21 protein-coding genes are annotated in these 20828 nt (G+C 62.4%); 15 read left to right on the top strand and 6 right to left on the bottom strand.

Translation table 11 applies throughout. The features are described from left to right. Window positions 1-78 precede the first annotated feature (78 nt). Window positions 79-1365 (top strand): MFS transporter, encoded by a 1287-nt coding sequence (locus tag IGS61_RS05145; RefSeq protein ID WP_230538623.1) that lies wholly within the window; start codon window positions 79-81, stop codon window positions 1363-1365. Window positions 1366-1371: 6 nt separating this feature from the next. On the opposite strand, the gene IGS61_RS05140 is transcribed toward IGS61_RS05145, so the two are convergent. Then, window positions 1372-2010 (bottom strand): hypothetical protein, encoded by a 639-nt coding sequence (locus IGS61_RS05140; RefSeq protein ID WP_230538622.1) that lies wholly within the window; start codon window positions 2008-2010, stop codon window positions 1372-1374. A 173-nt stretch (window positions 2011-2183) separates the two neighbouring features. Between IGS61_RS05140 and IGS61_RS05135 the strand changes: the two genes are divergently transcribed. Beyond that, window positions 2184-2510, top strand: a complete 327-nt coding sequence (locus tag IGS61_RS05135) for a hypothetical protein (protein WP_230538621.1) — start codon at window positions 2184-2186, stop codon at window positions 2508-2510. Here IGS61_RS05135 and IGS61_RS05130 read toward each other — a convergent pair whose 3' ends face one another. Further along, entirely contained in the window at window positions 2511-3365 is an 855-nt protein-coding gene (locus tag IGS61_RS05130; RefSeq protein WP_230538620.1) for a LytR/AlgR family response regulator transcription factor, read from the bottom strand. Continuing rightward, the gene (locus tag IGS61_RS05125) at window positions 3362-4465 is read right to left on the bottom strand and encodes a sensor histidine kinase (protein WP_230538619.1); all 1104 of its coding nucleotides are present in this window, start codon (window positions 4463-4465) and stop codon (window positions 3362-3364) included. The genes IGS61_RS05130 and IGS61_RS05125 overlap by 4 nt, the downstream gene beginning before the upstream one ends. A gap of 198 nt (window positions 4466-4663) precedes the next feature. On the opposite strand from IGS61_RS05125, the gene ugpQ reads away from it, so the two are divergent. Further along, entirely contained in the window at window positions 4664-5404 is a 741-nt protein-coding gene (ugpQ, locus tag IGS61_RS05120; RefSeq protein WP_230538618.1) for a glycerophosphodiester phosphodiesterase, read from the top strand. Between the two features lie 31 nt (window positions 5405-5435). Here the strand turns inward: ugpQ and IGS61_RS05115 are convergent, their stop codons facing one another. Beyond that, on the bottom strand, window positions 5436-7505 hold the full coding sequence (locus tag IGS61_RS05115; RefSeq protein ID WP_230538617.1) for a TonB-dependent receptor domain-containing protein: 2070 nt from the start codon (window positions 7503-7505) through the stop codon (window positions 5436-5438). Window positions 7506-7662: 157 nt separating this feature from the next. Between IGS61_RS05115 and IGS61_RS05110 the strand changes: the two genes are divergently transcribed. The 6 genes from IGS61_RS05110 (at window position 7663) to IGS61_RS05085 (ending at window position 15162) form a co-directional block, all read left to right on the top strand. After that, the gene (locus IGS61_RS05110) at window positions 7663-8109 is read left to right on the top strand and encodes a Fur family transcriptional regulator (RefSeq protein WP_230538616.1); all 447 of its coding nucleotides are present in this window, start codon (window positions 7663-7665) and stop codon (window positions 8107-8109) included. A gap of 119 nt (window positions 8110-8228) precedes the next feature. Next, a complete protein-coding gene (gene alaS, locus IGS61_RS05105) occupies window positions 8229-10841 on the top strand; it encodes an alanine--tRNA ligase (protein ID WP_230538615.1) in 2613 nt (870 codons plus the stop codon). Between the two features lie 237 nt (window positions 10842-11078). Then, the gene (locus IGS61_RS05100; protein ID WP_010395510.1) at window positions 11079-11306 is read left to right on the top strand and encodes a sulfurtransferase TusA family protein; all 228 of its coding nucleotides are present in this window, start codon (window positions 11079-11081) and stop codon (window positions 11304-11306) included. 252 nt (window positions 11307-11558) lie between these two features. Then, window positions 11559-12308 carry an electron transfer flavoprotein subunit beta/FixA family protein gene (locus tag IGS61_RS05095; RefSeq protein WP_034759884.1) on the top strand — a complete coding sequence of 250 codons (750 nt, stop codon included), beginning with the start codon at window positions 11559-11561 and terminating at the stop codon, window positions 12306-12308. 40 nt (window positions 12309-12348) lie between these two features. Next, window positions 12349-13281 carry an electron transfer flavoprotein subunit alpha/FixB family protein gene (locus tag IGS61_RS05090; RefSeq protein ID WP_230538614.1) on the top strand — a complete coding sequence of 311 codons (933 nt, stop codon included), beginning with the start codon at window positions 12349-12351 and terminating at the stop codon, window positions 13279-13281. Window positions 13282-13371: 90 nt separating this feature from the next. Then, window positions 13372-15162, top strand: coding sequence for an acyl-CoA dehydrogenase (locus IGS61_RS05085; RefSeq protein ID WP_230538613.1), 1791 nt, complete (start codon window positions 13372-13374; stop codon window positions 15160-15162). Window positions 15163-15247: 85 nt separating this feature from the next. On the opposite strand, the gene IGS61_RS05080 is transcribed toward IGS61_RS05085, so the two are convergent. After that, window positions 15248-15874 (bottom strand): glycine zipper 2TM domain-containing protein, encoded by a 627-nt coding sequence (locus IGS61_RS05080; protein WP_230538612.1) that lies wholly within the window; start codon window positions 15872-15874, stop codon window positions 15248-15250. 134 nt (window positions 15875-16008) lie between these two features. After that, a complete protein-coding gene (locus IGS61_RS05075) occupies window positions 16009-16443 on the bottom strand; it encodes an NINE protein (RefSeq protein WP_230538611.1) in 435 nt (144 codons plus the stop codon). A 277-nt stretch (window positions 16444-16720) separates the two neighbouring features. On the opposite strand from IGS61_RS05075, the gene rpsP reads away from it, so the two are divergent. From rpsP to IGS61_RS05045, 6 genes are all read left to right on the top strand, one after another. Then, a complete protein-coding gene (rpsP, locus tag IGS61_RS05070) occupies window positions 16721-16972 on the top strand; it encodes a 30S ribosomal protein S16 (RefSeq protein ID WP_010395524.1) in 252 nt (83 codons plus the stop codon). A gap of 13 nt (window positions 16973-16985) precedes the next feature. Beyond that, window positions 16986-17543, top strand: a complete 558-nt coding sequence (gene rimM, locus IGS61_RS05065; protein ID WP_230538610.1) for a ribosome maturation factor RimM — start codon at window positions 16986-16988, stop codon at window positions 17541-17543. A 50-nt stretch (window positions 17544-17593) separates the two neighbouring features. After that, window positions 17594-18340, top strand: coding sequence for a tRNA (guanosine(37)-N1)-methyltransferase TrmD (gene trmD / locus IGS61_RS05060; protein ID WP_230538609.1), 747 nt, complete (start codon window positions 17594-17596; stop codon window positions 18338-18340). A 132-nt stretch (window positions 18341-18472) separates the two neighbouring features. After that, window positions 18473-18856, top strand: a complete 384-nt coding sequence (gene rplS / locus IGS61_RS05055; protein WP_035825414.1) for a 50S ribosomal protein L19 — start codon at window positions 18473-18475, stop codon at window positions 18854-18856. Window positions 18857-18936: 80 nt separating this feature from the next. Further along, window positions 18937-19596 (top strand): CoA pyrophosphatase, encoded by a 660-nt coding sequence (locus IGS61_RS05050; protein ID WP_230538608.1) that lies wholly within the window; start codon window positions 18937-18939, stop codon window positions 19594-19596. A gap of 97 nt (window positions 19597-19693) precedes the next feature. Continuing rightward, entirely contained in the window at window positions 19694-20653 is a 960-nt protein-coding gene (locus IGS61_RS05045; protein ID WP_230538607.1) for a CobD/CbiB family protein, read from the top strand. Window positions 20654-20828: the final 175 nt, after the last annotated feature.

Below are 20828 nucleotides of genomic sequence, written 5' to 3'. Positions count from 1 at the left end.
TTGGGCCTTGAATATATATTGGACGATATGAGTTGGCAATCCTAAGATGAAGACTCGCTTCCTTTCCGAAACACGGCCATGTCTGATTCATCGCTTGCCTTTGCCCCCGCCGCCCCTTCCGCCATTCCGGTATCCGCTCCCGGTTCCGCGCCCGCTGCCCGCACGGCCATCGCCAAGGGGTCCATCGAATTCAAGCGCAGCAACCGCGCGCTGTTCTTTGGCGGCTTTTCCACCTTCAGCTTGCTGTATTGCATCCAGCCCCTGTTCCCGCTGCTGTCGCACCAGTTTCATTTGACGCCCGCGCAAAGCAGCTGGTCCTTGTCCGTGTCGAGCGGCTTGCTGGCCATCTCCTTGGTGCTGCTCAGTGCCGTATCGGACCGGGTGGGACGCAAGCCGCTGATGGTGGCGTCGATGTTTTCCGCCGCGATATTGACGATCTTGTCCGCCTTTGCGCAGGATTATGCGCAATTGCTGGCGATTCGCGCCGCGCTGGGGGTGGCCCTGGGCGGCATGCCGGCCGTGGCCATGGCTTACCTCGGCGAGGAAATCGAAGGGCCGTCGCTGGGCTTGTCGATGGGCTTATATATTGCAGGCAGCGCGTTTGGCGGCATGTCGGGGCGCTTGATCGCTTCCATGCTCAGCGATTTCCTGTCGTGGCGCTGGGCCTTGGGCGTGCTGGGCGTGGCCGGCGTGCTGGCGGCGGCGGAATTCTGGCGCAGCCTGCCCGCGTCGAAGAACTTCGTGCCCACAACCCGCGGCTGGAACGCCTTGCCGCATGCCATCAAGCAGCATTTTTCCGACCAGGGCTTGCCGTGGCTGTTCTGCCTGGCGTTCGTGCTGATGGGCTGTTTCGTCAGCCTGTATAACTACATCGGCTACCGTTTGCTGGCCGCGCCGTTCAGCTTGCGCCAGAGCACGGTCGGCTTGCTGGCCTTTCTGTACCTGATCGGCATCTTCAGCTCCGTCTGGGCGGGCCGTCTGGTGGACCGGCTGGGACGCCGGGGCGTGCTGTGGATCATGCTGTCGGTGATGCTCAGTGGCATTGTATTGACCCTGTTCGACTCGCTGCCGCTGATCGTCACCGGCATGGCGCTGGCCACCTTCGGCTTCTTTGCCTCGCATTCGATCGCCAGCAGCTGGGTCAGCCGCCGCGCCCGCGCGCCGCAGGCGCTGGCCTCGGCCTTTTATCTGCTGTTCTATTATTTGGGATCAAGCCTGATCGGCTCCGCCTCGGGCATGATGTGGGGCTTCGATGGCTGGACGGGCGTCATCATCATGCTGGGCGTGTGCCTGGGCGGCGGCGTGCTGATCGCCTTGCGCCTGCGCCATCTGCAGCCGCTGGGGGCGCGCGAAGCGGTGGGCTGAGTCCGGCTATTTGGGGCAGTTGCCGATCATCGTTTCCCCCTGCTTGCCCGCGCGCGTGGTCACGCACAAGGTGCCCAGCGCGCTGGTGATTTTATACGTGCGGCTGCCCCTGGCCTCATTCGCGCCCACTTCCTCGATTTTCGATGCCTCGTACCATTTCGGCGGCACGGCTGCGTAGGCTTCGGCAAAGCCTTGCTGCATGCGCTTGAAGCCCGTGTCGTCGAATTTCTCCCCGCCCCGCTGGGGGAATTCCTTGCGTAAATCCTTGTCGATCTTGCCCACGTCGCGCTTGGCTTGCGCCAGGATATCGGCTGCGCTGGGCGCTGGCGGCGCCGTGATCGCTTCCGGCGTTACCGGCGCCTGCGCCGGCTCGGCGGCGGGTGGCGGCAAGGGGCGGCTGACGGGCACCGGTATGGTTCGGCGCGGCACGTTTTCAGCAGCCGGTTTTGCGCTGGGCAAGGCTGCCGGCGTGGACGGCGCGGGGGCCGTGTAGCGCAGCCAGGCGATGGCCGGACCCTGCGGCAGGTGCTCGTCAGCGGCAAGACGGGGGCGCGACTGCAGCACGACGTAGGCCAGCCCCGCGTGCAGCAGGACGATCAGCAGCAGGCCGGGAGCGCGGCGGGACAGGGATGGCAGCGAGGTCATGGTGGGCAGGGTAGTTCGGGTACGCCAATGTATCTGAAGGATTTGATAATTATCTAGAATGTCACAAGCGCTTACAAAAAAGTGCCGTATGGAAATTTCGACTCCATGGCGCGTGGTGGGGAACCCTGCGCCAGCCTGGCGATCCAACTCCCAATACCATGGGAGGACACATCATGATGCAGGCAAAGGAAGTGGCACGGCGCTTTGGCGCCATCGAACACGCAATCGGCCAGGCGGCCCAGTTGTGCGGCAAGCAGCAGGGCATGCCGATGGACTTGAAGGATTGCATCAACCAGCTGGACCAGCAAAAGAGCGCCGTGCGGCAAGCCATCGACACGCACGACGATGCGCGCATCCGCCAGGCCGTCGACCAGATGGAATCGCTGGGCGACCGCGCCAAGCGGGCGTGCGGCACGGCGTCCAGCGTGACGCCGGAAATGAAGAGCGCCGTGCTCAAGGTGCACGATGAACTGTCCGACTTAAAACACCAGTTGCATTAGCTACATCTGCCGGAACAGATGGGCATATAAGGGGCTGACGCGCAGTTGCGCCGGATGCTGGCGCAGGGTCAGCGACAGCTTGCCCGCCTCGTCGCGCACGGCCGTGGCGATGGCGCTGGCGTTGACGATGGTGCCCCGGTGGATTTGCCAGAACTGTTGCGGATCCAGCTGGGGCAGCAATTCCTTCAGGCTCGTGCGTATCAGCGCTTCGCTGTCCTGGCACACGACGTTGATGTATTTGTCCAGCGCCTCGAAATACACGATGTCGGCCAGGGCGATCATGCGCACGCTGTTGCCGACGGCCGCCCGTATCATCTGCAGGCGCGGGGCGGGCGGCACCATGGCTTGCAACTGGGCCAGCAGGCGGGCCAGGTTGCCGTCGCTGGCGGACGCTGTTCCGTTCGCCGTCACCGGCGCCGCCGTGGCTGCCGCTGGCGTTGCTGTCCCGCTGGCGCCAGCGCTGTCGCGCAGGCGCTGCTGCAGGCGTTCCACCGTCTTGCCCAGGCGCGCATCGTTGACGGGTTTTAAGACGTAATCGGCAGCCGCATGCTCGAAGGCGGCCAGTGCAAACTCATCGTAGGCGGTGACGAACACGATATGGGGGAACGGCACGCCGTCGGGCCACTGTTCGGCCAGCTCCTCGGCCGCTTCCAGGCCCGTCTTGCCCGGCATCTTGATGTCGAGAAATAGTATGTCGGGCTGCAGCGCCAGGCCTTGCTGCAGGGCTTCCACGCCGTTGGCGCAGGTGGCGACGATGTCGAGTTCCGGCCATAGCCGGCGCAAGGCGTGCGCGAGGGCGGCGGCGAGTATCGGTTCGTCTTCGGCGATCAGGGCGCGCGGGATGGGGTTGCTCATGGCGTGGGACTCGCGGTGGTGGGGTGAATGGGAAATTGCAGGCGGGCGACGACGCCTGCCGGCGTGTTGGCGGCCAGCACCAGGCTGGCGGCATCGCCATGCATGCCGCGCAGGCGTTCGCGGATGTTCGCCACGCCCAGGTGCGTGCCCTTGCTCTGGCCCGGATGGTCGAGGCCCAGGCCATCGTCGCTGACGGTAAGAGTCAGCACGCCAGCGTCCGTGGACGCCCGCACGTGGATGTGGCCGCCTTCGATCTTCGGTTCCAGGCCGTGCTGGATGGCGTTTTCCACCAGCGGCTGCAGCAGCATGGGCGGCACCTTGATCTGGCGCAAGGCCTCGGGCAAGTCCAGCGCGTAACTCAGGCGCGCACCCATGCGGATGGACATCAGGCCCAGATAGGCTTGCATCAGGGAAAACTCCTGCTCCAGGGTGGTGGACTCGGCGCGCGAGGAAGACAGGGTGGCGCGCAGATACTGGATCAATTGATCGAGCAGCAGTTGGGCGCGGTCAGGATCAAAGCTGATCAGGCCCTGCAGGTTGGCCAGGGTGTTGAACAGCATGTGCGGTTCGATCTGCGCCTGCAGCAGCTGCAACTGCGCCTGCATGGCCTGGCGCGCCACGGATTCGGCGCGGGCTTTTTCCTGGGCCGCTTCCATTTGCAGGCGGGCGATTTTTTCGCGGCTGCCAAAGAACAGGATGGCCGCTCCCGCCACCGCCAAGGTGAACACCGTCATGCCGACATTGCGTGACGACATGGAGACGGGCGCGGGAACGTCGATATTGGCCAGCCAGCCGAACAGCATGGTGCCGCCTACCTGTGCCACGGTGGCGCTGACGATGATGAGGGCAGTGAAGGGCAGTCTTGGGGGGCGGCGTCCCTCGCCCCACCAGGCCAGGCGGATGCCGTCGATGAGCAGGAAGGCGATGCCGCCTATGCACATGGATGCAAGCAGGTTGAGCCAGAAGCTTTGTCCGCCGCTCAGCACGAAGGTGATGAAGAGGGCGCACAGGACATTGAGCAGCAGCGCATAACGTGCATCGCCCAGCAGGCGCCGGTAGGGAAAGCCCGTCTTGCGGGGGGCGGTGTCGGTAGTGTGCATGCGGGACCGCTTTCGGGTGGGCGTTCGGGTTGGCAATGCGGCAATTATGGGCGGCTCTGCATGCGGGCGCAACGCCGTTGCGACGAAAGCGGGTGGAGACGGCGCCAATCGCCCGATCGCGTCCTTTACATGGTGGCGCTTGCACGCGATGATGGCAAGACGTCCTCATTGAAAACCTCATCATGATAAAGGAACACCATGTGGCCCTACCCACGCACCCTGGCGCACCGCGGCGGCGGCACCCTGGCGCCTGAAAACACCCTGGCCGCCCTGCGCTGCGGCCTCGCCTACGGCTACCGCGCCGTGGAATTCGACGTCATGCTGGCGTCCGACGGCGTGCCCGTCGTCGTGCACGACCCGGAGCTGGGGCGCACCGTGGCCGGCAGCGGGCATATCAGCGATTACACGGCCGCGCAGCTGGGCGCCATGGAGGCGGGCGCCTGGTTCGGCCCGCAATTCGCGGGCGAGGGCGTGCCCACGTTCGAGGCCGTGGTGGACTATTGCAAGGCGCAGCGCATCTGGATGAACATCGAAATCAAGCCGGCACCCGGCTTCGACGTAGCCACGGGCGAGGCGGTGGCGCGGGCCACGCGCGATTATTTCGCAAAAGAAATTGCTGCTGGAGAATTATTGCCCTTGCTCTCGTCGTTCAGCATCGACGCGCTGCAGGCGGCGCGCCAGGCGGCGCCGGAACTGGCGCGCGGCTGGCTGGTCGAACAGATACCGGATGACTGGGTGCGCACGGCGAAGCAGCTGGACGTGGTGGCGATTCATTGCGACCACCAGCAACTGACGCCGGAACTGGCGCGAAAGGTCAAGGAGGCGGGATACGGGCTGTTCTGCTACACCGTCAACACGCCCGAACGGGCCAGCGAACTGCTGGCCTGGGGCGTGGACGGTTTTTGCACGGATCGGATCGATCTAATCAAGGCAAGCTGATAAGTTCTCAGCTCAACAGCGCCTGACGTTACTAGAAAGTCACGCGCATGCCGACGGTGACATTGCGCCCCATCAAAGGCGCCGCGTTCTTGATGAACGAGGTGTGGCTGTACGCCAGTTCATTCGTCAGGTTGTTCGCCTTGATGTAGAACTGGGCCGGCGTCGTGCCGATGCGCGTGTCGTAGTTGGCGGACAGGTTCAGCATGTTGTAGCCCGGGGTTGCCGTCTCAAACGCGGCCACCTTGTCTTGCTTGCCCACGCGGTAGAACTCGGCCACGCCGCTCCATGCCTGCCAGTTGGCGTCGACCTTCACGCCAAAACGCTGGGCCGGGATGCGCGGCAGGTTGCTATTGTTAGCTGCGCCACCGTCGGCCAGCTTGGCCCGCACATAGTCGCCGAACACGCTGGCGCCGAACATGGGGTTCAATTGCTGGCGCACTTGCCCTTCCACGCCCGTAAACGTGGCGTCGCGCTGGGCGTACTGGATCAGCTGGAAGCCTTCGTGGTTGTCCAAGGTGGAGCCGAAGATGTAGTTGTCGACCTTGTTGCGGTAGGCACTGGCCGAGAAGGTCGTGGCGCCCGCATATTTGCGCAAGGTCAAGTCGATATTGTTCGACGTTTCCTTGCCCAGGTTTTGATTGCCCAGTTCATATGTGGCCGTGGCCATGTGCACGCCGTGCGCATACAGTTCCTCGGCGCTGGGCAGGCGGTGGGTGCGGGAAATGGTCGAACCGAGCGAGTACTGGGGAGCGAATTTCCACACGGCGCCCAGCGAGACCGACGTACCCTTGGCGCTGCGGTCTTGCAAGGTGGCGCTGTCGACCGCGATGTCTTGCCATTCGTGGCGCAAGCCCGCTTCGAAGCGCCATTGGTCCAGCTTGTATTCTTCCACCAGGAAGGCCGCGTGCTTCTTCGTGACCGTCGGCGCCACGTAGGCTTCCTCGCCCAGGGCGGAGAAATCGCGCTTCGACGTTTGCAGGCCGACCACGCCGCGCCAGCCGAAGACGGGATGGTGTTCCATCTCCAGGCGCGCATCGTGACCCTTGTTCTTGAACGTGGTGGCGATTTCCGTGCCTTCGATTTCATCGTGCTTGTAATCAGTGAATGAAGCGCGCAGGCGCAGCTTGGCGAAGCCGGGCACGGGATCGCGCAATTCGCCGCGCACGTCCCAGCGTTCGCTCTTCAGTTTCACGTAGGGCACGCTTTCGTGTTCATGCTCGTGCTCATGTTCTTCTTCGTCGCCATGGCCGTGGCCCTCGTGGCCGCCGCAATGCAGATGCGTGCCGTGCGGGTGGCAGCTCTCGAATTCGTGGTTGTGGCCAGGCAAGCCGTATTCCGCATGCTGGCTGGTGAAAGCCAGGCCCAGGAAGCCCCGCTGACCCACCCATGACACGCCCACGCTGCCCGTGTCCGTCTTGTTGTAGCTGCCTGCCACCCTGGAGCCGCCTTCCCAGCCGCTGCCGACCTTGTATTCCTTCGCATCGCGCTTGACGCCTTCCGCGTGGAAGGCGATGTTGCCGGAGCCGCCAGTCACTTCAAAGGCGCCCGCCTTTTCGCGCGCGTTTGAGTTGGCGCGCACTTCCGCGCTGCCTTCAAAACCCTTGGCCGGCACGCGCGTGGGGATTTTCTTGTCGATCACGTTGACCACGCCGCCGACGGCGCCGCCGCCGTAGGCCAGCGCGGACGGGCCGCGCAAGACTTCAATCTGTTCCGACAGCATCGGTTCGGCCGCGACGGCATGGTCTGGGCTGATGGTCGAGGCATCCTGCACTTCGGCGCCATCGGACAGCACTTTCACGCGCGGACCATCCATGCCGCGGATGATGGGACGGCTGGCGCCGGCGCCGAAATGGCTGGACGTGATGCCGGGCTGGCCGGCCAGGGTTTCGCCCAGGGTCGCTGACCTTGCCAGCACCAGTGCCTCGCCTTCCAGCACGGTCACGGGCGTGCTCATGTCGTCGCTGCCCAGGGCCAGGGCGCTGGCCGAGACGGTGACGGCGGGCAAGGTGGCTGCCTGTTGCGCCAGGGCGCTGGCGGGAGCGGCAAAGGCCAGCATGATGGCCAGCGCGAGGGGAGTCGGTTGGTGAGGACGGATGGACATGGGTAAGAGTTCCTTATCGGCTATCGTTATTGGCAGGGTTTGGGCAGCGCGCGCAAGGTAATGGCCTGCCCCAAGTTGATAATGATAACCCATTATCATTACTGTGTGACAGTTTTTCCGGGCAGTGGATACAGGCGGATGGTGTATTCTGTCGGCTATGGAACGCACAACACGTCAAAAAACCGCTATTCAAGCCGCCATCGAGTCGGCCCAGCGCCCCTTGTCGGCGCAGGAAATCCTCGAACAGGCCAGCTTGCAGGTGACGCAGCTGGGCATCGCCACCGTTTACCGCAACTTGAAATCGCTGGTGCTGGAAGAAAAGGTGCACGTGGTGACCTTGCCGGGCGAAAACCCGCGCTATGAGTCGAACACGGCCGCCAATCACCACCATCACCATTTCCAGTGCACCACGTGCCAGCGCGTATTCGACGTGCATGATTGCCCGGGCGACTTGAAGCGCATGGCGCCGCAAGGCTTTGTCGTCGAGCGCCACGAGCTGACCCTGTACGGCCGCTGCGCCGACTGCAATGCCGCTGCCGGCGCCGCAGTGCCCGCCGCCGTGACCACTGCGCACGCCTGCGCCAGCGGCCACGACCCGGCCTGAGCCGGCAGGCTGTCGATGTTGGTACGGGCGCAACAATGCCCTGGCTAGCCGTCAATGCCGCACCCCATATCACGTATAATCTTCCCTTTAAAGCTGCCGCCACTTTTTGCCAAAAAAACATGAAATCATCTGAAATCCGCGACAAGTTCCTCAAATTTTTCGAATCCAAGGGCCATTCCATCGTCCGTTCCAGCTCCCTGGTGCCAGGCAACGATCCGACCTTGCTGTTGACGAACAGCGGCATGGTGCAATTCAAGGACGTGTTTACGGGCATGGACAGCCGTCCGTACACGCGCGCCACCTCGGTGCAGCGCTGCGTGCGCGCCGGCGGCAAGCACAACGACCTGGAAAACGTCGGCTACACGGCGCGCCACCATACCTTCTTTGAAATGCTGGGCAACTTCAGCTTCGGCGACTATTTCAAGCGCGACGCGATTCACTTTGCGTGGGAACTGCTGACCAAGGTGTACGGCTTGCCGGCCGACAAGCTGACCGTCACCGTGTACATCGAAGATGACGAAGCGTACGACATCTGGGCGAAAGAAATCGGCGTGCCCGTCGAGCGCATCATCCGCATCGGCGACAATAAGGGCTCGCGCTACGCCTCCGACAATTTCTGGCAGATGGCGGATACGGGCCCATGCGGTCCGTGCACGGAAATCTTCTACGACCACGGCGCCGACATTCCTGGCGGCCCGCCGGGCTCGCCTGACGAAGACGGCGACCGTTTCATTGAAATCTGGAACCTGGTGTTCATGCAGTTCAACCGCGACGAAGCGGGCGTCATGCACAAGCTGCCGAAGCCATGCGTCGACACGGGCATGGGCATGGAGCGCCTGGCCGCCGTGCTGCAGCACGTGCATTCGAACTATGAAATCGATCTGTTCCAGCACCTGATCCGCGCCGCTGCGCGCGAAACGGGCGCCACGGACCTGGAAAACAAGTCGCTGCGCGTGATCGCCGACCACATCCGCTCCGCCGCCTTCATGATTGTCGACGGCATCATTCCGGGCAGCGAAGGCCGCGCGTACGTGTTGCGCCGCATCATCCGCCGCGCCCTGCGCCATGGCCACAAGCTGGGCCAGACGAAACCGTTCTTCTACAAGCTGGTGGCCGATCTGGCCATCGAGATGGGCGGCGCCTATCCGGAGCTGGAAGAAGCGAAGGAAAACGTCGCCAACATGCTGAAAGCCGAGGAAGAACGTTTCGGCGAAACGCTGGAAACGGGCATGAAAGTGCTGGAAGCGCAGCTGGCCAAGGATGCCACGGGCATCGACGGCGCCACCGCTTTTACATTGTACGAAACCTACGGCTTCCCGCCGGACCTGACGGCCGACATCTGCCGCGAACGCGACATCACGTTCGACCAGGTGGGCTACGATGCGGCCCTGAAGGAAAGCCAGGAACTGTCGCGCAAGGGCGGCAAGACGCACAAGGACAGCAAGGTCGAGTACACGGGCGAGAAAAACAAATTCGTCGGCTACGACCAGTTGACGTTCAGCAGCAAGGTTGTCGCGCTGTACGCGGCCGGCACGCCCGTGCAGGAACTCAAGGCCGGTGAGGCGGGCATCGTCGTGCTCGACACGACGCCGTTCTACGCGGAATCGGGCGGCCAGGTGGGCGACCAGGGCGTGATCGCCTCGGGCGCGGGCAGCTTTGCCGTCAGCGACACCCTGAAAATCCAGGCCGACGTGTTCGGCCACCACGGCGTGCTGGAATCGGGCGTGCTGAAGGTGGGCGACGCCGTCTCGGCCGAAGTCGACACGGCCAAGCGCGCGCGCACCATCCGCAACCACTCGGCCACGCACCTGATGCACAAGGCCTTGCGCGAAGTGCTGGGCAGCCACGTGGCGCAAAAGGGTTCGCTGGTCGACCCGGACAAGACCCGTTTCGACTTCAGCCACAATGCGCCGATGACGGCCGAGCAGATCGCTGCCGTGGAAACGATTGTCAACAAGGAAATCCTGGAAAACCGCGCCACGCAAGCCCATTTGATGTCGTTTGACGATGCCGTCAAGCATGGCGCCATGGCCCTGTTCGGCGAGAAATACGGCGACGAAGTGCGCGTGCTCGACATCGGCAGCTCGAAAGAGCTGTGCGGCGGCGTCCACGTGCAGCGCACGGGCGACATCGGCTTGTTCAAGATCATCGGCGAAAGCGGCGTGGCCGCCGGCATCCGCCGCGTGGAAGCGGTGACGGGCGAGGGCGCGCTGGCGCTGGTGCAAACCATCAACCGCCGCCTGGTCGAAGCGGCCAACGCCCTGAAGGCGCAGCCGGAAGAGCTGACGGCCCGCATTGGCCAGGTGCAAGACCACGTGAAGGCGCTGGAGAAGGAACTGGCCGCGCTGAAATCGAAACTGGCGTCGGGCCAGGGCGATGAGCTGGTCACGCAAGCCGTCGATGTCAATGGCATCAAGGTGCTGGCCGCCGTGCTCGATGGCGCCGACGTGGCCCGTCTGCGCGAAACCATGGACAAGCTGAAGGACAAGCTGAAGACGGCCGCCATCGTGCTGGCCAGCGTGGCCGACGGCAAGGTCAGCCTGATCGCCGGCGTCACGGCCGACGCGACTGGCAAGGTCAAGGCGGGCGAGCTGGTGAACTTCGTTGCACAGCAAGTGGGCGGAAAAGGCGGCGGACGCCCCGATATGGCGCAGGCGGGCGGCACCGATCCGAGCGGCCTGGCGAACGCCTTGGCCGGCGTGCCGGCCTGGGTCGGCGAACGCGCCAAATAAGGCGTAAGCTAGAGGGCATGCGGGGTTTTCATCCCACAGCCCCGTGAAAACGGCCCGCAGACATTGTTTGCGGGCCGTTTTGCCGTGTGGAATCTCGTTGTGACACCACAACAGCCGATGAACTATTTTGGTGCAGCGCGTCAATGCCCCTGATTTAGAGTAGTATGTCGAAAATCAGTACAACAAAACAATGGTGGGATATTGATGATGAGCGACACACTACTTGATACCGAGATTATGGAATTTCACAAAGAACTCGACGCGCGGGGCTTGAATTGCCCGTTGCCGATTCTGAAGGCGAAAAAGGCTTTGTCGGAGCTGCAGAGCGGGGAAGTGCTGCGCATCATGGCAACCGATCCCGGTTCCGTGCGCGACTTCCAGGCTTTCGCCAAGCAAACGGGCAATGCCCTGCTGTCGCACGTGCAGACGGGCACCGAATTCGTCTTCCTGATGCAACGCAAATAATTCTGCCAGCCGGGGCCGCCGTGGCGCGGCCTGGTCGATACCCAGCCGTGCCATTTTTGCGCCTTTTTGCTGCCCTGCAGCGTAGCGGCCGACTCCCCTGAAATCCTCGAAGCTGGACAGTTTAGATGGATTGCTCTAACAAAAAATCGCACGATCGTGCTTAAATTCGGTTCAGGATTCAAATTTCTCTTATAATCGAACGCACAATCAGCACTTGATCCGTCATTTTTATAATTTCCCAAAGGCATAGCTATGAAAGTCTTGGTACCCGTCAAACGCGTGGTCGACTATAACGTCAAAGTCCGCGTCAAGAGTGACGGCACTGGCGTCGATACCGCCAACGTCAAAATGTCGATGAACCCTTTCGATGAGATCGCGCTGGAAGAAGCGATGCGCCTGAAAGAAGCCGGCAAGGTCACCGAAGTGGTCGCCATCTCCTGCGGCGTGACGCAGTGCCAGGAAACCCTGCGCACGGCCATGGCCATCGGCGCCGACCGCGGCATCCTGGTGGAAACGACGACCGAACTGGAACCGCTGGCCGTCGCCAAGCTGGTCAAGTCCCTGGCCGAGAAAGAACAGCCGCAACTGATCATCCTGGGCAAGCAGGCGATCGATGACGACAGCAACCAGACCGGCCAGATGCTGGCTGCCCTGCTGGGTTGGCCGCAAGCCACGTTCGCTTCGAAAGTCGTGCTGGAAGACGGCAAAGTCACCGTCACGCGCGAAGTCGACGGCGGCCTGGAAACCCTGGCATTGACCTTGCCAGCAATCATCACCACCGATTTGCGTTTGAACGAGCCACGCTATGTGACCTTGCCGAACATCATGAAGGCCAAGAAAAAGCCGCTCGAGACCGTCAAGCCGGAAGACCTGGGCGTCGACGTTGCGCCACGCCTGAAGACCCTGAAAGTCGTCGAGCCAGCCAAGCGCTCGGCCGGCATCAAGGTCCCGGACGTCGCCACCCTGGTCGCCAAGCTGCGTACCGAAGCCAAAGTCATCTAAGCGGCTTTGCCGTCACTCCAGAACAATTACAGGACATATCATGGTCGCATTAGTTATTGCTGAACACGACAACGCTACCTTAAAGGGCAGCACCCACCACACCGTGACCGCGGCTGCCCAGTGCGGCGGCGACGTGCACGTACTGGTCGCAGGCTCGAACGCATCGGCTGCCGCCGCTGCCGCCGCGCAAATCGCCGGCGTGACGAAAGTCATCGTCGCCGACGCGCCATACTTTGCCGACGGCCTGGCCGAAAACGTGGCCGAGCAAGTGCTGGCCATCGCCGGCAACTACAGCCACATCCTGGCGCCAGCCACCGCCTACGGCAAGAACATCCTGCCGCGCGTGGCCGCCAAGCTTGACGTAGCGCAAATCTCGGAAATCACCAAGGTCGATTCCCCAGACACCTTCGAGCGCCCGATCTACGCCGGTAACGCCATTGCCACCGTGCAATCCGGCGACAAGGTCAAGGTCATCACCGTGCGCACCACCGGTTTCGACGCCGCTGCCGCCACCGGCGGTTCGGCTGCCACGGAAACCGTTGCCGCCGTTGCCGACAATGGCAAGTCCACTTTCGTGGGCCGCGAACTGGCCAAGTCCGACCGTCCTGAGCTGACCGCCGCGAAAATCATCGTGTCGGGCGGCCGTGGCATGGGTTCGGCCGAGAACTTCCACATCCTGGAGCCGCTGGCCGACAAGCTGGGCGCCGCCATGGGTGCTTCGCGCGCCGCCGTCGACGCCGGCTTCGTGCCGAACGACTGGCAAGTGGGCCAGACGGGCAAGATCGTCGCCCCATCGCTGTACATCGCCGTCGGCATCTCGGGCGCGATCCAGCATCTGGCCGGCATGAAAGACTCGAAGACCATCGTCGCCATCAACAAGGATCCGGAAGCGCCGATCTTTGCCGTGGCCGACTACGGCATCGTGGGCGATCTGTTCGAGATCGTGCCGCAACTGGTCAAAGAACTGGGCTAAGTCTTACCCATTCAGGTTTTGTTATTGACAAAGCCACGCCGGCCCGCCCCACACGGCGAGCCGCGCGTGGCTTTTTTCTTGGAGAAATAGATGAGCTATCAAGCCCCGCTGAAAGACATGTTGTTCGTCATGAACGAACTGGCCGGCCTGGCCGAAATCCATACTTTACCTGGCTGTGAAGACGCGACGCCCGACACGGCCGAAGCCGTGCTGGAAGAGAACGCCAAGTTCTGCGGCGGCGTGGTGGCCCCGCTGAACGGCCCCAGCGACAAGGAACCCAGCTTCTGGCACGACGGGCAAGTCACCACGTCGAAAGGCTTCAAGGAAGCGTTCAAGGCGTATGGCGAAGCGGGCTGGCAGGGCGTGCAGCATCCGACCGAGTTCGGCGGCCAGGGCTTGCCCAAGCTGCTGGCCACGCCGTGCATCGAAATGCTCAACTCGGCCAGCATCTCGTTCGCCCTGGTCGCCCTGCTGTCGGACGGCGCCATCGAAGCGCTGCTGACGGCCGGCAGCGACGAACAGAAGGCCACGTATCTGGAAAACCTGGTCTCCGGCAAGTGGACGGGCACCATGAATCTGACGGAGCCGCAAGCGGGCTCCGACCTGGCCGCCGTGCGCACGCGCGCCGTGCCGCAGGAGGACGGCACCTATAAAGTCTTCGGCACGAAGATTTTCATCACGTACGGCGAGCACGACATGGCGGAAAACATCGTCCACCTGGTGCTGGCCCGCACGCCGGACGCGCCTGCCGGCGTGAAAGGCATTTCGCTGTTCATCGTGCCGAAATTCCTCGTCAATGCGGATGGCAGCCTCGGCGCGCGCAACGACGCGCACTGCGTTTCCATCGAACATAAACTGGGCATCAAGGCCAGCCCGACGGCCGTATTGCAGTTCGGCGACCACGGCGGCGCCATCGGCACCCTGGTGGGCGAGGAAAACCGCGGCCTCGAATACATGTTCATCATGATGAACGCGGCCCGCTTCGGCGTGGGCTTGCAAGGCATCGGCCTGGCCGAGCGCGCCTATCAGCAGGCCGTGGCCTTCGCCAAGGACCGCGTGCAGTCGCGCGACCTGGCCGGTTCCGCCGGCCCGGTCTCCATCATCCACCACCCGGACGTGCGCCGCATGCTGATGTCGATGCGCTCGCAGACGGAGGCGGCGCGCGCGCTGGCCTACGTGGGCGCGGCCATCAGCGACGTGGCGCACCACCATCCGGACGCCGAGGTGCGCGCGGAAAGCCTGGCGACCTATGAATACCTGGTGCCCGTGATCAAGGGCTGGGCCACGGAAATGTCGCAGGACGTCACGCGCGACGGCGTGCAGGTGCATGGCGGCATGGGTTTCATTGAGGAAACAGGCGCGGCCCAGCATTACCGTGACGCCAAGATTCTGACGATTTACGAAGGCACGACGGCCATCCAGGCGAACGACCTCGTGGGCCGCAAGACGGTGCGCGACGGCGGGGCCGTAGCCAAGGCTATCATTGCCCAGGTGCGCGCCACGGAAGCCCAGCTGGGCGAACTGACCGGCGCCGACTTCCAGGCCATGCAGCGCCATCTGGCCGAAGGCAGCGCCGCGCTCGAAGCGGTCGTGGAATATGTGGTGGCGAATATGAAGACGGACATCAAGGCCGTCTTCGCGGGCAGCGTGCCGTATCTGAAACTGGCCGGCATCGTGCTGGGCGGCTGGCAAATGGCCCGTGCGGCCGTGGCGGCGCAGCAAAAGCTGGGAGAAGGCAGCGGCGACGCTTCGTTCTACAAGGCGAAGATCGCCACGGCCCGCTTCTTTGCCGACCACATCCTGTCGCAGGCCCCCGGCTTGCGCGCCACCATCATCGATGGCAGCGCCGGCGTGATGGCGCTGTCGGAAGAGCAGTTTTAAGTTGAAACTTGGCCAGCGCAAGCTGGCTGAATGTAAAAAAGCGCTGGAGATCACTCTCCAGCGCTTTTTTTACTCTTTCAAAAGCTTACCTTCTGGCGATGCCGTTGCCGGAATTGCGCACCAGATCGCCAGCGGCCAGGCCAGGGTCCTGATCAAACGCGAAGTCAGCCTTGGCGCCCGTTTCGTATTGCACGGTGACGGTCCAGGTCTTGGCGTTCTTCATGTGGCCTTCGACTTGCTTGCCGGCATACGCGCCGCCGGCGGCGCCGGCCAGGGTGGCCAGATCCTTGCCGCGTCCGCCGCCCACCTGGCGGCCCAGCAGGGCGCCGGCCACGCCGCCGCCGATCATGCCCAGGGCGCCGCCTTCACCGGCTTTTTCAGTGACGTTGACTGCCAGCACCTTGCCGCACTCGGCGCAGATCTGGTGCTGCGGCTGCTTGGAAGGCTGGCTGGCGTAGGAATTGCCCGCTTTTTGCGCGGCCTTGGCGTTGATGATGGCCTGGTCGTATTCGCCCTTGGCGTCGCGCAGGCATTGCATGCGGGCTTTCGAGCTGGTTTCTTCGGCACACAATTTCTTGTCGTCCGCATAGCGCGTGTTCGCTTGCTTTGTATCGTAGGCGTATTGCGCCTTCGGCGACAGGTTTTGCGCGAAGGCGGAAGTGCTGAACAGGGCCGTAACGGCGACTGCGAGGATGAGTGGGCGACGAATCATGATCTTCTCCTAGGGTGTTGAATGAGCCAGTAATGTCGGCATTGTGAATGCAGTATAGAGGAAAATCATGATTGCTTACCAACACTTACATGTGCGCGCGGGGCGCGGCAAATGATGCCATTTCCATACGGAAATTAACCGTAGGCGCCGCCCGTGTACAGCAAGTCGAACAGGCGCGCCATGGTGGCGATCAGCACGCCCGCGCCTAGCATCAAGGTAGCGACCAGCACCACGGCCAGGGGCCAGCCCGTGTCCGACTGGCGGCTTGATGCGGCGTTGTAGCGGGCGTCCCACTTGTCGTCCGGCATCAAGCCCAGCACCAGCGCTTCCAGGAAGCCGCCCAGGGCGGACAGGGTCAGCGGAAATATCTGGTAAAACCAGTCCGCCTCGGGAAATAGCTGGTGCAGCAGCGCGCTGGCGGGCAGGGCGGCCAGGTGCAGCCAGCCCCAGCGGTCTTTGGCGCCGTGCAGGTAGAAGCGGTGCGCGCCCAGGGCGCCCAGCAGGAAGGCCAGCAAGGTGGTGAAGGCCTTGTTCTTGTGCGACTGTTGCAAAATGGTAGCGGTGTTCATGGGACTCCAGAGTTGCTCATCGGTAAAGATTGCCAGTATCGGTCATTGTCTCGTGCAACGATAGCACTTTCCTGTGGCGTTTATGGAATGATTTCGTCTGATTCCAAGCCATGGCCGGCACGATAGACGCACGCGCCTATTGCGTCTTCGGCGATGTCTGGTCATAATGTTTGATTAGCCCAAATTACACGCCCGTCATCATAACGCTTGCTGCCTGGCGGTAAAGCGCGCTATAATTTGCGGCTTTTTCCGCCTCAGCACACTTTTTGGAAATATTATGGTCGTTATTCGTTTAGCTCGTGGAGGCGCCAAGAAGCGCCCGTTCTTCAACATCGTCGCTACTGATTCGCGCAATCGCCGCGATGGTCGCTTCATTGAGCGTATCGGTTTTTACAACCCGATGGCGCAAGGTGGCGAAGTTCCACTGCGTATCACCGCAGACCGTCTGGCCTACTGGCAAGGCGTTGGCGCACAATTGTCGCCAACCGTTGCTCGCCTGGTAGCCAGCAACAACAAAGCAGCAGCTTAATTAGATCACTGGTTTGACGGTCAAGACTGCATCCGGGGTGAAAGTCCCCGATGACCTGGTACAGGTAGGCTATGTCTCCGGTGCTTATGGCATTGCTGGCGGGGTCAGGATCACTCCTTTCTCCGACGACGCGGATGCATTATTAAGCGTCAAAACCTGGTGGTTTGATAAACCGACCTTGCATGATGTTCAAGTCAGGCAAGCGAAGTTACACGGCGGCGACGTCGTGGCCCAGCTGGTGGGTGTGGTCGGGCGGGATGCCGCAGAAGCGCTGAAAGGCGTCTCTGTGCAAATTCCGCGTAGCCATTTCCCGACGCTGACGGCCGATGAATTTTATTGGTCCGATCTGATCGGACTGACAGTCGAGAATTTGCAAGGCGAGTGCCTCGGCACCGTGCACGACATGATGAGCAATGGTCCGCAGTCGATCTTGCGCGTCACGCCCGTCGCCACTGCCGATGAGACCGTTGAAAAGGCGCCTGAGCGCCTGATCCCGTTTGTTGGCCAGTTTGTCATTAACGTTGACAAGGCTGCCGGCAAGATCACGGTCGACTGGGGCCTCGATTATTAAACCGCCTGCGCATAATTTTGCGCCGAGCAATGTTTTCAGGATGGCGAGCGATGCAATTTGATGTCGTGACCCTGTTCCCGGAAATGTTTGCCGCGCTGACGCAGTCGGGTGTGACCCGGCGCGCCTTCGAGCAGGGGAAATGTGGCTTGTCGCTGTGGAATCCCCGTGATTTCACGACCGACAATCACCGTACCGTGGATGACCGCCCGTATGGCGGCGGCCCCGGCATGGTGATGATGGCGCGTCCCCTCGAAGCGACAATTAATGCCGCAAAGCAACGCCAGACCGATCTCGGCCTGGCGGCGCCCCGCGTGGTGTTCATGTCGCCGCAAGGCCGTCCGCTGACGCACGAGCGCGTCACGCAGCTGAAAGCCGAACCTGGTTTGGTGATCCTGTGCGGCCGCTATGAAGCCGTGGACCAGCGTTTGCTGGACCGTTGCGTCGACGAAGAGATCAGCATGGGCGATTTTGTCCTGTCGGGCGGTGAATTGCCCGCCATGGCGCTGATGGACGCGGTAATCCGTTTGTTGCCCGGTGTCTTGAACACGGAGGCATCGGCCATCGAGGACAGCTTCGTCAATGGCTTGCTCGATTCGCCGCACTACACGCGGCCGGAAACATATGAAGGCATGGCCGTGCCGCCCGTCTTAATGGGTGGCAATCATGCCGAGATCGTCAAGTGGCGCCGCCAGCGCATGCTGGAAGCGACCGCGGCGAAGCGGCCTGACCTGCTGGTCAGTGCACGTGCCGCCGGCTTGCTCAGCAAGACGGACGAAAAATTCCTGGCCAGCCTGTAAGCCGTCTCCGGACGGCCGGCAGGGTGGCTTTGTAGTGCCGGGCATGTTGCCCATATTGTGTTACCCATCCTCTACCGGGCGGATACTTGCTATCCACAGTGCGCCGGCATGATGGTTTTCGGAGTGTTAAAAATGGACTTGATTCAACAATTAGAGCAAGAAGAGATCGCCCGTCTGGGTAAATCGATTCCTGACTTCGCACCAGGCGATACCGTTATCGTCAGCGTCAACGTAGTCGAAGGCACGCGCAAGCGCGCCCAGGCTTACGAAGGCGTCGTTATCTCCCGTCGTAACCGTGGCCTGAACTCGAACTTCATCGTTCGTAAGATCTCGTCCGGCGAAGGCGTTGAGCGTACGTTCCAACTGTACTCGCCGCTGATCGCTTCGATCGAAGTGAAACGCCGTGGTGATGTTCGCCGCGCCAAGCTGTACTATCTGCGTGAGCGTTCGGGTAAATCGGCGCGTATCAAAGAAAAATTGCCAAATCGCCGCGTTGTGGCGAAAGCAAGCGCGTAATATCAGCGTCTGCGTTGGGAAAAGGGGTACCGTATTGGTGCCCCTTTTTTTATTCTGAATTGCTAATGGGACAAGCTGCCATGGCCGCCATCGCATTTGATCCAAAACAACTAGCCATCGATTCGATCGCCGGTGAGGCGGCGCTGGACGCCGTGCGCCTGACGCCGGACTGGCTGCGCCAGCGCCTTGCCGAACCGCCGGACTGGCAGCCCGAGATCACCCAGGATTTCCTGTCCGCCCGCGCCGTGCCCGTGCGCGCCGCCGTGCTCATTCCTCTCGTGCAACGTCCGCAGGGCTTGACCATCTTGCTGACCATGCGCACGGATCACCTGAGCAGCCATGCGGGCCAGGTCAGCTTCCCCGGCGGGCGCAGCGAACCGTTCGATGGCTCGGCCATCGCCACGGCCCTGCGCGAAACGGAAGAAGAGGTGGGCTTGTCGCGCCAGCATATCGAAGTGCTCGGTTGCCTGCCCGATTACCTGACGGGCACCGGCTACCAGGTCACGCCCGTGGTGGGCCTGGTGACGCCGCCGTTCGAGCTGCGCGCCGACCCGTCCGAAGTGGCGGAAATCTTCGAAGTGCCGCTGGCCTTCCTCATGGATGGCCTCAACCATCAGCGCCTGTCGGTGGAATTGCCCGGCGGACGGCGCTCGTTCTACGCCATGCCGTACGAGCGCTTCTATATCTGGGGCGCCACGGCCGGCATGCTGCGCAATCTGTTTCACCTCTTGCGCGCGTAAAATGGCGCCGCGCACGTAATAAGTTTGATTCCAGCACGGCACTGCGCTATCGTAGCGGGCATTGCGGTATTGCTGAAAAAGACAAAAAGGACCATTGATGACATTTCTCTCCATACTTTGCGCATTGCTGATCGAGCAGCTCAAACCTTTGCGCGCGGATAATCCCATCTACGCCGAAATCAAGAGCCTGGCAATGCGCATGGAGACCTGGTTCAATGCCGGCCACGCCAACCATGGCCGCACGGGCTGGTTCCTCATGATCGGCGCGCTGATGGTGCCGACGGCAGGCGTGTACTGGCTCTTGCTGTATTACAAGCTGACTCCCCTGGCCTTCGTCTGGAATGTCCTCATCGTCTACCTGACCCTGGGCTTTCGCCATTACAGCCATTACTTCACGTCGATCCAGCTGGCCCTGAGCGCCGGCGACGAGGCGTCCGCGCGCACCTTGCTGGCCGAGTGGACCAAACTCGACACGGTGGGCATGGAAGCGAGCGAAATTGCCCGTATCGCCGTGGAAAAAGCCCTGATCACCACGCACCGCAATGTCTTTGGCGTGTTCTTCTGGTTCCTGATGCCGCTGGGCCCTGCCTGCGCCGTGATGTACCGCGTGGCCGAATACCTGGCGCGCGCCTGGAACGAGCCCGAGCACATGCGCAATGAAGCGTTCGGCCAGTTCGCCGCGCGCGCCTTTTACTGGATCGACTGGATCCCCGTGCGCCTGACGGCCGTGGCGTTTGCCGTGGTCGGCAATTTCGAGGATGCCATCTATGCCTGGCGCAATTTCGCCCAGCGCTGGCAGGACGAGGCCATCGGCATCATCCTGACGGCCGGCGGCGGCGCCATGGGCGTGCGCCTGGGCACGCCAGCGGAAACGGCGGCCCGCGTGCTGGTAACCCCCGACATGGCCGTCGATGACAGCGACAGCGAAAGCGATATCCTGCCCGGCGAAGAACCGGGCGCGCGCGCCTTGCAGAGCACGGTCGGCCTGGTCTGGCGCGCCTTGCTGCTGTGGATGCTGCTGCTGCTGTTGATGTCGGGCGCCGTTTTCCTCGGCTGACGCGGGCGCACACGCGCCATCCATGCGCCTTGCGCGCGGAACAAGGTTAAAATAGGGGCTGGCGCGCAAGGCGTGCCGGCCCCTGTTTGCATCGTCAGGGCAGATCGAGGTAGAACCCAAGTCTTCTATAAGATATAATACTGGCTTACCGCAGCAAACGTAGTTGAATTACCAG

The organism is Janthinobacterium sp. FW305-129 (assembly GCF_020858115.1).
Lineage (GTDB): Bacteria > Pseudomonadota > Gammaproteobacteria > Burkholderiales > Burkholderiaceae_D > Janthinobacterium.
This window is presented reverse-complemented; position numbering and strand designations above follow the sequence as displayed.